The organism is Kitasatospora sp. NPDC089913 (genome assembly GCF_044748625.1).
Taxonomy (GTDB): Bacteria; Actinomycetota; Actinomycetes; order Streptomycetales; family Streptomycetaceae; genus Kitasatospora.
On sequence record NZ_JBIVGI010000029.1, the window covers coordinates 37607 to 50591 of the forward strand.

Consider the following 12985-nt stretch of genomic DNA (forward strand, 5'->3'; position numbering starts at 1 on the left):
GCGGGCGTCCGCCGTTCGCCTCCGAACGGCGGACGCCCTGTCACCGCTCCGGGAAGTGGCAGGCGGCCCGGTGGTCGGGGGCCGGTCCGCCCGTTGCCCCCGGCAGCGGGCCGGCGCCGGTGAGCGGTGGCGCCTCGGTCTCGCAGCGGCCGCGCGCCCCCGCGTCGAGTCCCGCGTACACCGGGCAGCGGGCGCGGAAGGGGCAGCCGGTGTGCCGGACGGTGGGGGAGGGCGGGTCGCCGGCCAGCAGGATCCGGGTCCTGGTCCGCTCGGCGGCCGGGTCCGGCAGCGGGACGGCCGAGAGCAGTGCCCGGGTGTAGGGGTGCAGCGGGCGGTCGAAGACGGCGGACACCTCTCCCTGCTCGACCGTCCGCCCCAGGTACATCACGCTCACCCGGTCGGCGAGGTGCCGGATCACCGAGAGGTCGTGCGAGACGAAGAGATAGGAGAGGCCGAGCTCCGCCTTGAGGGACTGGAGCAGGTTGAGCACCCCGGCCTGGATCGAGACGTCCAGCGCGGAGACCGGCTCGTCCAGGACCAGCAGCCGGGGGCGGACGGCCAGCGCGCGGGCGATCGAGATCCGCTGCCGCTGCCCGCCGGAGAACTGGTGCGGGTAGCGGACGGCGTGGGCCGGGTCGAGGCCGACCTGACGGAGCAGTTCGGGCACCCGGCGGGTGATCTCGTCCTTGGCGGCCCGCTGGGCGCGCAGGGGTTCGGCGACGATGTCGCCGACCGGCATCCGGGGGTCCAGGCTGGCCATCGGGTCCTGGAAGACGATCTGCAGATCGGACCGCATCCGGTGGGCCTCGGCGCGGGAGAGCGCGGCGGTGTCCCGGCCGAGCAGCTCGATCCGTCCGGACTCGGGGGCGGCGAGGCGCAGCAGCTCGAACAGGGTGGTGGACTTGCCGGAACCGGACTCGCCGACCAGGCCGAGGGTCTCGCCCTCCCTGATCGACAGCTCGACGCCGTCCACCGCGTGCACCGAGCCGATCCGGCGCTTGAACACGGTGCCCTTGAGCAGCGGGAAGGTCTTGGTGAGCCCCTCGACCTCCAGCACCGGCGGGCGCTGCTCCCGGGGGACCGGTGCGGCGGCCGACGCGGCGGGGAGCGCGGGCACGGGGTAGACCTCGGTGGGCGAGGGCCGCCGTTCGGCCAGCTCACCGGCCCGGACGCAGGCCGCCAGGTGGCCGGCCGGGTTGCCGGTGACCGTGCCCGTGCCCGTGGCCGAGCCTGACGCCGCGTCGCCGGTCAGGGGCGGTTCGGCCGTGCGGCAGCGGTCCTCGACCAGGGGGCAGCGGGCGGCGAACGGGCAGCCCGGCGGCAGTTCGGCCATCGGCGCGGGCGTGCCGGGTATCGGCACCAGCGGTCCGCGCTTCCCGTCCAGCCGGGGCACGGCCCCGACCAGGCCCAGCGTGTAGGGGTGGCGCGGCGCGGCGAACAGCTCGTCCACGCCCGCCGTTTCGACCACCCGGCCCGCGTACATCACCGCGACCCGGTCGGCCATCCCGGCGATCACCCCGAGGTCGTGGCTGACCAGGACGAGCGCGGCGCCGGTCTCCCGGCGGGCGGTGCGCAGCACGTCGAGCACCTGCGCCTGGATGGTGACGTCCAGGGCGGTGGTGGGTTCGTCGGCGAGCAGCACGTCGGGGTCGTTGGCGACGGCCATGGCGATCATGGCGCGCTGCCGCATGCCGCCGGAGAACTCGTGCGGGAAGCTGTCGAGGGCGTGGCCGGGGGCCGGGATGCCGACCAGGTCGAGCAGTTCGGCGGCCCGCTTGCGGGCGGCGGAGCGGTCGAGGCCGGGCCGGTGGATCCGCAGTGCCTCGACGAGCTGGTCGCCGATCCGGTAGACGGGGGTGAAGGCGGAGAGCGGGTCCTGGAAGACCATGGCGATCCGTCGGCCGCGGACGGCGGCCAGTTCGCGTCCGGGCAGGCCGATCAGCTCGCGGTCGTCCAGCCGGACCGAGCCCCGGACCCGGGCGGTGCCGGGCAGCAGGCCCAGTACGGCCAGCGCGGTGACGGACTTTCCGGAGCCGGACTCGCCGACGATGCCGAGGGTCTCGCCCCGGTGCAGGGTGAGGTCTACACCGCGCACGGCGGGGACGGGGGCGGAGCCGCGCGGGCCGGTGAAGTCGACCCGCAGGTCGCGGACGCGCAGCAGCGGGGCCCCGGTGGTCGTGGCGGTGGTCGTGGCGGGGGCGGTCACGCGCTGGTCCTCTTCTTCTCGGCGCGGGCGCGGGCACGGGCGCCGGTCCGGGAGCGGCGGGGCCGCCGGGCGGCGTCGGAGGTGGGGTCGAGCGCGTCCCGCAGGCCGTCGCCGATCAGGTTGACGGCCAGGACGAAGAGCACCAGCAGCCCGGCCGCGAAGTAGAACAGCCAGGGGAAGACCGGGGCCTCGCTGGTACCGGCGGCGAGCAGGGTCCCGAGCGAGACGTCCGGTGCCTTGACGCCGAAGCCGAAGTAGGACAGCGCGGTCTCGCTCATCACGGCGCCGCCGACCGCGATCGTGGCATCGATGATGAGGAAGGAGGCGACGTTCGGCAGGATGTGCCGGAGGATGATCCGCAGCGGACGGACGCCCATGAACTGCGCGGCGCGCACGAACTCCCGCTCCCGCAGCGAGATGGTCATCGAGCGGACCACCCGGGCGGTGATCATCCAGTTGAACAGGGCGAGCAGCAGCACGAAGGCGAGCCAGCCGGCGCCCTTCAGCCGGGGCGAGACGATCGTGATGACCAGGAACGCGGGAAAGACCAGCATGAGGTCGACCAGGAACATCAGCAGCCGGTCGGTCCAGCCGCCGAAGTAGCCGGCGCAGGCGCCGACCAGGGAGGCCAGCACGGTCGAGAAGAGCGCCACCAGCAGGCCGATGACCAGCGACTTCTGCAGTCCGCGGACCGTCTGCGCGAAGACGTCCTGGCCGACCCCGTTGGTGCCGAACCAGTGGGTGCCCGAGGGCGGTTGGCGCAGTGCGCCGTAGTCGGGGGTGGCGTAGTCCCAGGGGGTGGCCAACTCGCCGCCGAAGGCGAGCAGGAAGAGCAGCAGGACGACGACCGCACCGGCCACCGCCCAGCGGGCGGCGAGCAGCCGGGCGAGCACGATCCGCCCCCGGCCGGTCGGCGCGGGAGCGGGGGGAGCGGCGGGGGAGCCGGGTCCGGAGGGTTCGGCGGGGCCGGCGGACTCCGCGATGACGGCGGTCAAGAAGGCTCTCCTCGGTTCAGGACCGCACGCGCGGGTCGAGGGCGGCGTGCAGGGTGTCGGCGAGGAAGCCGGAGGCGAGCACCACGACCGCGGCGAACAGGTTGACCGCGACGACCGCGTTGACGTCCTGCTCGTTGACGGACTGGATGAACCATTCGCCCATGCCGTGCCAGCCGAAGATGGTCTCGGTGAACGCCGCGCCGGTGAAGATGCCGAGGAAGCTGTACGCGAACATCGTCGACATCGGGATCACCGCCGTCCGCAGTCCGTGCTTGATCAGGGCGCGGCCCCGGGTGAGGCCCTTGGCCTCGGCCGTGCGCAGGTAGTCGGAGCCGAGCACGTCGAGCATGGTGCCGCGCTGGTAGCGGCTGTAGGTGGCGAGGCCGCCGAGCGCCAGCGAGAGGGTCGGCAGCAGCAGGTGCAGCGCCCAGTCGGCGAGGTGGGCGCCGAGTCCGCCGCCGAGGCCGGGGGTCTCGTACCCGGTGAAGGGGACGACCTCGTGGCCGACGGCGTCCTTGGCGGCGATGGCGCCGTTCTTGAGGAAGAGGGCGACCAGGAACACCGGGGTGGAGAGCAGGACGAAGGAGAACACGGTGAGCAGCCGGTCGGAGATCCGGTACTGGCGCACGGCGCTCCACGCCCCGGCGGCGACGCCGAGCACCATGCCGAGCAGGCTGCCGATCAGCAGCAGCCGCAGCGAGACCCAGACCCGGCGGCGGAAGTCGTCCATCACCGGGGTGTCGTGGATGGTGCGGCCGAGGTCGCCGTGCAGCAGCAGGTCGCCCGCCCAGTGCCCGAACCGTTCGACGACCGGGGTGCGGTCGTTGAGGTTGAGGTCGGTGAGCTGGCGCTCGACCGAGGCGGCGGCCGGGCGCGGCACCTTCGCCTCGAAGTAGACGCGCGGCTGCAGCGCGGCGCCGGCCAGCGCGTACGCCAGGAAGACGGCGGCGACCAGCAGGACGGCGTAGTAGGCGAACCGCTTGGTCAGGTAACGGAGCATCAACGGCCGCCCGGGGTGGGGGCGGGGCCGACGCGTCTGGTGGGCATCGGAGGGTGGCCTTCGGGTCGGGAGTGGGGGAGCGGGGGTGCCCGGGGGTGGTGGGCGCTCGGCGGGTGGGCGGTGGGTGTGCGGGGCCCCCCGGGCGGGGCTCTTGACCGTGCTCAGGAAAGCTCGCAGGTCAGAGTCTGGCACCGGCGCGCGGCCGCGGTATTGCGGTCGTGTTGCGCCCCGTTTCGTTTGGATCAGGTGTCCACCACGCCCCCTGGTACTCGTCCTGATCGGCTGTTACGTTCGGTCCCCGGCACCGACTTGGCTGCCCACGCTCAAGCCTCGCCACACCTCGCGACGCTCATCTCTCACCGCTCGCCGGACCTCACGGGGGGAACCCTCATGCACGCTTCCGCCATGCCTGGACGCCGACTCGGCCGCGCCGCCGTCCTCGCTCTCGCCGTCGCCCTCGCGGCCACCGCGTGCAGCTCCGGCGGAGGCGGCTCGGCGGACACGGCGGTGAAGAGCGCGGCGCCGGGGCAGGGGTCCATCGACATCAACGCCAAGACGGTGGACCAGATCCGCGACGGCGGCGAGGTCCGCTTCCCGCTCTACCAATGGATCACCCAGTGGAACCCGTTCCAGGTGGACGGGCGGTACGGCGACGCGGTCGAGATCATGCGCACCGTCGAGCCGGACCTCTTCAGCACCGACGAGACCGGCACCTTCAAGGCGAACGCCGACTACCTGGTGGAGGCCAAGGTCACCTCGACCTCGCCGCAGGTGGTCACCTACAAGCTGAACCCGAAGGCCAAGTGGTCGGACGGCAAGCCGCTGAGCTACCTCGACTTCAAGGCCGACTGGGAGGCCAGCAACGGCAAGAAGGACGGCTACAACATCGCCGACTCGGCCGGCTACGAGCTGATCTCCGGCGTCGAGCAGGGCGCCGACCCGGCCGAGGTCAAGGTGACCTTCTCGGAGACGTACGCGGACTGGCAGAACCTCTTCCGCCCGCTGATCCCGGCCGCCGGGATCGCCACCGCCGACGACTTCAACAAGGGCTGGGTGGAGAAGGTCCCGATCACCGCCGGCGCGCTGAAGATCGGCTCGGCCGACAAGACCGCGCAGACCCTCACCCTCGTCCCGGACCCGAACTGGTGGGGCGCCAAGCCCAAGGCCGAGCGGATCGTCTTCCGGGTGATGTCGCAGTCCGCGACCACCCAGGCCTTCCTCAACAACGAGATCGACTACGCCACGGCCGGCACCGCCACCGCGTACGGGCAGCTCAAGGACGCCAAGGACGCGGTGATCCGCTCGGCCAGCCCCTGGGACGAGGTGCACATCTCCTTCGGCGGCGGCGGCGCGCTGGCGGATCAGAAGGTGCGTCAGGCGCTCGGCAAGGCGCTGGACCGCAACGCGCTCATCAAGATCGCCAACAACGGTGTGCCGGTGGAGTTCAAGCCGCTCGGCAACCACATCTTCATGCCCAATCAGGCGGGCTACCAGGACAACTCCGGCGAGTGGGCGAAGTTCGACGTCCCGGCGGCGAAGAAGCTGCTGGACGAGGCGGGCTGGAAGGAGGCCGGCAGCGGGCAGCCGCGCACCAAGGACGGCCAGTCGCTGACCCTGCACTGGGTGCTCAACGAGTCCACCCCGCAGGCCCAGGTCGACCTCGCCACCGCCGCCCAGGCGATGTGGCTGCAGGCCGGGGTCAAGGTGGAGGTCGACAAGGTCGCGGCCAACGACTTCTTCACCAAGTACGTCAACCCCGGCAAGTGGGACATCGCCAGCTGGCGCAACACCGACTCGTTCCCGCTCTCCAGCAGCCTGACCAACTTCCGGCTGCCGCAGGGCGACAACGTGTTCGGCAACTACTCCAAGCTCGGCACCGAGGAGATCGACGGACTGCTGAAGAAGGCGGCCGGCACGATCGACCCGGTGGAGGCCGCGAAGCTCTACAACCAGGCCGACGCCAAGATCTGGGAGCTCGGCCACACCTTCGAGCTGTACCAGCGGCCGACCGTGGTGGCGGCCCGCAAGGGGCTCGCCAACTACGGCGCCTTCGGTCTGGCGAGCACGGACTACACCAAGGTCGGCTGGGAGAAGTAGCCGCCGGGGGCGGGGCGGTCGTCGGGGGCGCGGCCGCAGCAGGGGCGGGCGCGCGGCGGAGGCCGGCGAGCGCACGGCAGGCGCTGGCGAGCAGCGCGGTGATCACGAGGCCGGTGGTACGGACACGGAGGGACCGGCACTGCCGCCCCCACTGTCCTGCCACCCGCCTTGACCTTCCGCGATGCCCGCAGGCCGCCCGTGTCGTGGGGTCCGTCCCCGGACCCCGTTCGCTTCGAACCGGGACGAATCTAGCGGGGCCGTCCCGGCCCTCGCGCCCTACCGCGCGGGGCGCGCCCGGAAACCCGCCGTGCTGTCACCCGGTTCGCGCACCGAGGCGTCAACTCTCGCTGACGACAGGGCAAATCGGGCTGTTGCGGGGCAATCGGAGTGCTCCGCCGACCGCGCCGGAGCGGGCGGCGGTGCGTGCGCGGGACGCTGCGCGCTGCCAGGATGCGGCGGGTCAGCCCGCCCGTCCGGAGCCCGGAGAACCGTCGATGAGCAGCGAGTCCGCCGCAGTCCCCCCACCGCACCACGCCGGCCCGCACCACGGCGACCCGCGCCCGGTGCGCCGGATGGTCCCGCGCAGCCGGGACGAGCCGCACCGGGTCGCCACCCCGCTGGAGCTCTTCTTCGACCTCTGCTTCGTGGTCGCCGTCGGCCAGGCCGGCCGGGAGCTGGCCCACGACCTCGCCGAGGGCCACTGGGGCGACGGACTGAGCGGGTACTTCTTCGCGTTCTTCGCCATCTGGTGGGCCTGGATGAACTTCACCTGGTTCGCCTCCGCCTACGACTGCGACGACGTGCCGTACCGGGTCACCACCCTGGTCCAGATCGCCGGCGTGCTGATCCTCGCCGCCGGGGTGCCGCGGCTCTTCGCGGACCAGGACATCGTGCTGTCCGTGGTCGGCTACGTGGTGATGCGGCTGGCCATGGTCACCCAGTGGCTGCGCGCGGCCGCCTCCGAGGAGGGGCCGGCCCGGGGGGTGGCGCTGCGCTACGCCGCCGGGATCACCCTCTGCCAGATCGGCTGGGCCGTGGTGCTGGTGCTGCCGGACGACGTCCGGGCGGTGGTGATCCCGATCGGGATCCTGGCCGAACTGTCCGTGCCGGTGGTCGCCGAGCTGCGGATGCAGACCACCTGGCACCCGCACCACATCGCCGAGCGGTACGGCCTGTTCACCCTGATCGTGCTCGGTGAGACGGTGGCGGCGGCGACCGTGGCGGTGCAGTCCGCGGTGGACGAGCACGAGGGGCTGGGGCGACTGCTGCCGGTCGCGGGCGGCGGTCTGCTGATCTGCTTCTCGGCCTGGTGGATCTACTTCGCCCGGCCGGTCCACGACCACCTCCGCTCCAACCGGCAGGCCTTCCTGTGGGGGTACGGCCACTACCTGGTCTTCGGGGCGGCGGCGGCGATCGGCTCCGGGCTGGAGGTGGCGGTCGAATCGGCCGTGCACAAGGCGCACGTGTCCGAGACGGCGGCCACCGCGACGGTGACCGTGCCGACCGCGCTCTACCTCCTCACCGTGTGGGCGCTGCACTCCCGGCACAGCAAGACCGGCGCGGCTCAGATGTTGCTGCTGCCGGCGGCCTCGGTGGCGGTGCTCGCCTGTACGGCGGCGGGCGGCTCCGGGGTCCTGGCGGCGGGCCTGGTGACGGCGTTGACGGTGGCGACCGGGGTGGTGCTGCACGCCAGGGAGCGCTGAGCGAGCGCGGCCGGGCCGGCCGGGACGGTGGCGCCGCCGTTCGACCTGTTCGCGGGGGTGGGCCTGGTCCCGTTGCCCCGCCCGGCCACGACGGCGCCGGTGACGACGTCCGCCGCGGCGGCGAGGGCGGATCCGGCGGCGGTGCCCGATCCGGCGCCGACGCCCGCCGCGGCCGGGCCGTCCGCGTGCGGCGGGTCGGCCGTCGACGGTCCCAGCAGGCCGTGCAGGATCTCGCCGTGCCCGGACAGCCAGGCCCGGTAGGCGGGGCTGGCCTGGGCGAGGTCCAGATAGGCCGCCCGCAACTCCTCGTAGAGCGCCTCGCGGGCCGGCCGGCCGAGCGCGCGCGGCCGCCAGACCAGCAGCAGCCGTACGGTCAGCGGGTCGCCGTGCAGCCGCCGGACGACGGTGCCCGGTCCGGGCAGTGAGGTCGGCTGGCAGGGGCGGACCGCCTCGCCGGAGGCGACCAGCTCGGCGGCGGTGGCGTTGTCCCGGACCTGGACCACGCGCGGATTGAGCCCGGCGGCGCGGAAGACCCGGCGCATGGCGGCGTACTCGTGGTCGGCGGTCGGGTCCACCATCCAGGTGTCATCGGCGAGTTCGGCCAGCCGGACCACCTGCCGCGCGGCCGCCGGGTGCCCGGAGGTGAGCGCGACGAACTGCGGCTCGCGGGCGAGCAGCACCCGGTGCTCGGCGTCCGGCGGCAGCCGCACCGGGAAGCCCTCGCTCTCGTGCACGAAGGCCACGTCCAGCTGGTCGGCGGCGATCATCCGGAGCAGGGCGTTGGCGGAGATGTCGATCTGGATCGTGGTGTCGGTCTCCGGCAGCCGCTCGTGCACCCGGCGCAGCCACGCGGCCACGGCCCGGCTGCCGACGCTGCCGATGCGCAGCCGGCGGGCCCGCTCGCCGCCGGCGGCCTCCCTGGCCTCCTGGCGTGCGGCGGCGACCAGCGCGGCCATCTCGGCGATCACCGGTCTGGCTCTGGACAGCACGGAGTGGCCGAGCGCGGTCGGCCGGCTGCCGGTCTGCTCCCGGGTGAACAGCGTTCCGCCGACAGCCCGTTCGATGCGGTGCAGCTGGGTGGTGAGCGACGGCTGGGTCATCCCGAGCTGCAGCGCGGCCTTGCGGAGGCTTCCGGTGTCGGCGATCGCGCACAGCACCCGTAGATGTCTCACGTCGAGCTCCACACAGGGGAGCGTAACGGCCAAAACGGGATGACGCCAGGGACATGACAGGCTGTCGGGTCGGCAGGGGCGCGGGCGCCGGACCGCGCGGGCGGTTCCCGGACGACTCCTGGACGACCCCCGGGCGACACCCGGCCGACTCCCGGGCGATCTCCCGGGCGATCTTCCGGCGATCTCCCGAAGCGGTGCCCGGCGGGCGCGGGTGATTGGTTCGGGCTATCGCCGGTTGACATCATCCGCCGGGCCGCCGGCCTGGCCGAAGCTCTGTGGGCAGCAAGCATTCATCCGATGCCCGCGGTCCGGCCCCCACCGTCCGCGGCGCACTCGCGAATCGGAGCCCCCACATGAACCGCGTGCCGCGAACGCTCTCCCTCGCGCTCGGAATCGCCCTCGCCCTCGGAACGGCCGCCCTGCCCGCCGCCGCCACCGCCGCCCCGGTGACCGCTCCCGGTCCGGCCGCCGCCCACGGGTACACCCCGGGCGCCGCCGCGAAGAGCAGCGGCAAGGCGGACGACCGGGCGTTCTACGAGGCCGTCATGAAGTCCGCGCGGGCCAAGCAGGCCGCCACCCCGTACCTGCGGACCGTCACGGTGACGTACGACGCGAGCAGCGCGCCCTCCTTCGCGTCGGAGATAGCCCGCAGCGCGCAGATCTGGAACGGCTCGGTCACCAACGTCCGGCTCCAGCAGGGCTCCGGCGCCGACTTCGCCTACTACGAGGGCGACGACCCGGACAACGGCTCGTACGCGAGCACCGACGGCCACGGCCGGGGCTACATCTTCCTCGACTACGCCCAGAACGAGGAGTACTCCTCGGTGCGGGTGGTCGCGCACGAGACCGGCCACGTGCTGGGCCTGCCGGACCACTACTCGGGCCCGTGCAGCGAGCTGATGTCCGGCGGCGGCCCCGGCCCGTCCTGCACCAACGCGTACCCGAACAGCGCCGAGCGCAGCCGGGTCAACTCCCTCTGGCGCAACGGCCTGGCGGGCTGACGCCGGTCTGCTGACCCGCTGGCTTCCTGACCCGCTGACCTGCTGACCTGCTGACCTGCCGACCCGCTGACCTGCCGGTGCCCGCCGGCCGCGGGCCCGCCGGTCGACCACTCGCGGCCCGCCCGTCCGGCGGGCGGCCCCCCGACGCACGCCGCCCGGCCGCCCCTCCGGCCGGTCCGGCGCGCCCGCACCACCGCGGTACCCCCACCCGAAGTAACCAGCAGTACCCCGCAGTACCCCCAAATCCCTCGGTCCTTGAACGGGAGCCCCCACATGAACCGTGTCACGCGCACGTTTTCCGCCGCCGTCGGACTGGCGCTCGCCGCCGGTCTGGCCGTCCTGCCGACCACCACCGCCGCCGCCGCGCCGACCCAGGGCTACACCGCCTCCGGCTCCGCCTACGCCGGCTCGCCCACCGAGGACGCCAACAACAAGGCGTTCTTCGAGGCCGTCATGGCGTCCGCCCGGGCCAAGCAGGCCGCCAACCCGTTCCTGCTCGCCGTCACCGTGACCTACGACGCCAGCAGCGCGCCCACCTTCCGCAACCAGATAGCCCAGAGCGCGCAGATCTGGAACAGCTCGGTCACCAACGTCCAGCTGCGTTCCGGCTCGGCCGCCGACTTCCGCTACTACGAGGGCAACGACTCGCGGGGCTCCTACGCGAGCACCGACGGCCACGGCCGCGGCTACGTCTTCCTCGACTACGCGCAGAACCGCCAGTACAGCTCGCTGCGCGTCGTCGCGCACGAGACCGGCCACGTGCTCGGCCTGCCGGACCACTACTCGGGCCCGTGCAGCGAGCTGATGTCCGGTGGCGGCCCCGGCACCTCCTGCACCAACCCGAACCCGAACAGCGCCGAGCGCAGCCGGGTCAACACCCTGTGGCGGAACGGCCTGGCCGGCTGATCCTCCTCCCGCACGGCAGTGGACGGCCCGGTCGCCGGAACCCCGGCGACCGGGCCGCCCCACGTGCGTTCCCGCCCCTCGAGGCGCACCTGAGCAGGGCCGGCGGTGGGCGCCCCACCGTGCCACCGCCGTGCCCGCTCGCGCCGCCCGCTCCCGGGACGGCCGTGCACCCCGGCACTGTCGGTGCCCCGTGCGAGCATGCGGACGAGGACCAGTCCGCCGCCGACCACGAGGTGCCGCCGCCATGCCGCCGTCCAAGCCCCAGCACGTCCCCGACCGCCTGGAGGACCTGCCGTACGCGGACCACCTGGTCCCGCACCGCGGGCCGCTGCGCGGCGACGACCGCTACGACACCGTCCACTTCGACGGCGGCGAGTACACCGACCAGTCGGCCGCCGGCGCGACCTTCCTGGAGTGCGCCCTGACCGGCGTCGCGCTCAGCGGCGTCAAGCTTCGCCAGGCCCGGTTCAACGAGGTCTGGTCGCAGGCCGGCCGCTGGGTGGCGTGCGACCTCGTCGACAGCGAGTGGCAGGACAGCGCCGTCACCGGCGGTGTCCTGGCCGGCATCGCCGCCCACGGGGCCGCGCTGCGCCGGGTGGTGCTGCGCGGCTGCAAGCTGGAGGCGGTCAACCTGCGTGCCGCCGTCCTGCGCGACGTCGTGTTCGAGGACTGCCTGCTGCGCGACGTCGACTTCGGCGACGCCAAGCTCACCGGGGTGTCCTTCCCCGGCTCCACCCTGGAGGAGGTCCGGCTGCGCGGCGCCACCCTGAGCGGCGTCGACCTGCGCGGGGCGGTCTCGCTCGACCTCCCCGACGGCCATCTGGGGCTGCGCGGCGCTCTGATCGGCTCCACCCAGCTCCTCGAACTGGCACCGCAGTTCGCCCAGGCCCTGGGCATCACGGTCAAGGACGACTGAGCCGCAGGCAGAGCCGGACCGGTCGGCCGCTCAGAGCATCGGGGTGGCAGAGGCCGGCGCGGCGATCTCCGGGGCGCTGCCCGGCTCGCTGTAGTCGGCCTCGATCTCCTGCCTCTTCGCGTCGGCGGAGAGGGTGAGGGTGAGCCGGACGAGTTCGTGCCGCTCGTTGATCCAGAAGTCCGCCGTGCAGGTCGCGCCGAGCGGCGGCCGGTAGTCGGCGAACCCGTCGAAGAGGCCGTGTCCGGCCCCGCCGCTCCGGGGGAGGAGCGGCGAGGAACTGCGGAAGTGCTGTGCGGGGGCGCCGGCCACGCTCTCGGTGCCGCGGTCGGTGACGTCTGCCCGGCGGGCGGCGCGACGCAGCTCCGCCACCGGATCGGCGACGTGCTCCATCGCGAGGGTGGAGAGGTGCATCGGGGGCGGGCTCCCCTCCTCCCGGGGCAGGACGCTCCACTGCCCGGCCGCGTCGGCCGTGAACGAGTAGTAGAGGTCGCCGCCGACGATGCGGGTGGTTCCCTGCTTGCCGTCGAAGTACTGGAGGGCGGGGCGCCCGTTCCACTGCGCGTACCCGGTCCCGGTGGTCGACAGGCCCTCGGCCGCCACGTGGAACCGGATCCGGCTGTTGCCGGCCCTGCCCATCACCTCGGCCGTTGCCGCGAGTTCTCCGGCCGCGCCGGTGGCGGCGGGTTCCGGCGCGGCGGCCGGGTCCGCGCCGTCGCCGGGCCGGGCGGCGCAGGCGGTCAGCGCGGCGACGGCCAGCACGAGGGACGCGGCCCCGGCCGCCAGGCGTGTCATCTGCATGGAATCCCCCCACGGTTGATGGTCGGGCCAGTGTGGCACGCCATTTGAACATGTTCAAATGATGATGGGGTGTGGGTGGGTCCGCATCGGCGTTCAGCTCCCGGTCGTTCGGTGACGGCCGGGGGAACAGTCCGACAAACCTGCTTCCGACCTCTGGCCGGGCCGTTCCGGGCGGGTGGAAGATGCTGCGC

Annotated in this window: 9 protein-coding genes and 1 pseudogene; 5 read left to right on the forward strand and 5 right to left on the reverse strand. The window is 73.5% G+C overall.

Going from position 1 to position 12985, the window contains the following annotated elements; all coding sequences use genetic code 11:
* Positions 1-40: 40 nt before the first annotated feature.
* From ACIPYS_RS32610 to ACIPYS_RS32620, 3 genes are read right to left on the reverse strand one after another with little or no spacing between them, the layout of a single operon-like run.
* A complete protein-coding gene (locus ACIPYS_RS32610; protein ID WP_400752991.1) occupies positions 41-2206 on the reverse strand; it encodes a dipeptide ABC transporter ATP-binding protein in 2166 nt (721 codons plus the stop codon).
* Positions 2203-3201, reverse strand: coding sequence for an ABC transporter permease (locus tag ACIPYS_RS32615; RefSeq protein WP_400752994.1), 999 nt, complete (start codon positions 3199-3201; stop codon positions 2203-2205). The genes ACIPYS_RS32610 and ACIPYS_RS32615 overlap by 4 nt, the downstream gene beginning before the upstream one ends.
* A gap of 16 nt (positions 3202-3217) precedes the next feature.
* The gene (locus tag ACIPYS_RS32620) at positions 3218-4201 is read right to left on the reverse strand and encodes an ABC transporter permease (RefSeq protein WP_093861994.1); all 984 of its coding nucleotides are present in this window, start codon (positions 4199-4201) and stop codon (positions 3218-3220) included.
* 405 nt (positions 4202-4606) lie between these two features.
* On the opposite strand from ACIPYS_RS32620, the gene ACIPYS_RS32625 reads away from it, so the two are divergent.
* On the forward strand, positions 4607-6298 hold the full coding sequence (locus tag ACIPYS_RS32625) for an ABC transporter family substrate-binding protein (protein WP_231977772.1): 1692 nt from the start codon (positions 4607-4609) through the stop codon (positions 6296-6298).
* 494 nt (positions 6299-6792) lie between these two features.
* A complete protein-coding gene (locus ACIPYS_RS32630) occupies positions 6793-8001 on the forward strand; it encodes a low temperature requirement protein A (RefSeq protein WP_400752999.1) in 1209 nt (402 codons plus the stop codon).
* Positions 8002-8234: 233 nt separating this feature from the next.
* Here the strand turns inward: ACIPYS_RS32630 and ACIPYS_RS32635 are convergent.
* Positions 8235-9173 (reverse strand): annotated as a pseudogene (locus tag ACIPYS_RS32635) (LysR family transcriptional regulator); the annotation flags it as partial.
* A 353-nt stretch (positions 9174-9526) separates the two neighbouring features.
* On the opposite strand from ACIPYS_RS32635, the gene snpA (ACIPYS_RS32640) reads away from it, so the two are divergent.
* From snpA (ACIPYS_RS32640) to ACIPYS_RS32650, 3 genes are all read left to right on the forward strand, one after another.
* A complete protein-coding gene (snpA, locus tag ACIPYS_RS32640; RefSeq protein WP_093861997.1) occupies positions 9527-10174 on the forward strand; it encodes a snapalysin in 648 nt (215 codons plus the stop codon).
* Positions 10175-10447: 273 nt separating this feature from the next.
* Positions 10448-11080 carry a snapalysin gene (gene snpA / locus ACIPYS_RS32645; RefSeq protein WP_093861998.1) on the forward strand — a complete coding sequence of 211 codons (633 nt, stop codon included), beginning with the start codon at positions 10448-10450 and terminating at the stop codon, positions 11078-11080.
* Positions 11081-11324: 244 nt separating this feature from the next.
* A complete protein-coding gene (locus ACIPYS_RS32650) occupies positions 11325-11996 on the forward strand; it encodes a pentapeptide repeat-containing protein (protein ID WP_400753004.1) in 672 nt (223 codons plus the stop codon).
* A 30-nt stretch (positions 11997-12026) separates the two neighbouring features.
* Here ACIPYS_RS32650 and ACIPYS_RS32655 read toward each other — a convergent pair whose 3' ends face one another.
* The gene (locus ACIPYS_RS32655) at positions 12027-12794 is read right to left on the reverse strand and encodes a hypothetical protein (protein WP_400753007.1); all 768 of its coding nucleotides are present in this window, start codon (positions 12792-12794) and stop codon (positions 12027-12029) included.
* Positions 12795-12985: the final 191 nt, after the last annotated feature.

Bases quoted from the DNA above. Each gene is read 5' to 3' on its own strand.
- ACIPYS_RS32625 (WP_231977772.1), top strand. From the start codon at position 4,607: ATGCCTGGACGCCGACTCGGCCGCGCCGCCGTCCTCGCTCTCGCCGTC.
- snpA (WP_093861998.1), top strand. From the start codon at position 10,448: ATGAACCGTGTCACGCGCACGTTTTCCGCCGCCGTCGGACTGGCGCTC.
- ACIPYS_RS32655 (WP_400753007.1), bottom strand. From the start codon at position 12,794: ATGCAGATGACACGCCTGGCGGCCGGGGCCGCGTCCCTCGTGCTGGCC.
- ACIPYS_RS32630 (WP_400752999.1), top strand. From the start codon at position 6,793: ATGAGCAGCGAGTCCGCCGCAGTCCCCCCACCGCACCACGCCGGCCCG.
- snpA (WP_093861997.1), top strand. From the start codon at position 9,527: ATGAACCGCGTGCCGCGAACGCTCTCCCTCGCGCTCGGAATCGCCCTC.
- ACIPYS_RS32620 (WP_093861994.1), bottom strand. From the start codon at position 4,201: ATGCTCCGTTACCTGACCAAGCGGTTCGCCTACTACGCCGTCCTGCTG.
- ACIPYS_RS32650 (WP_400753004.1), top strand. From the start codon at position 11,325: ATGCCGCCGTCCAAGCCCCAGCACGTCCCCGACCGCCTGGAGGACCTG.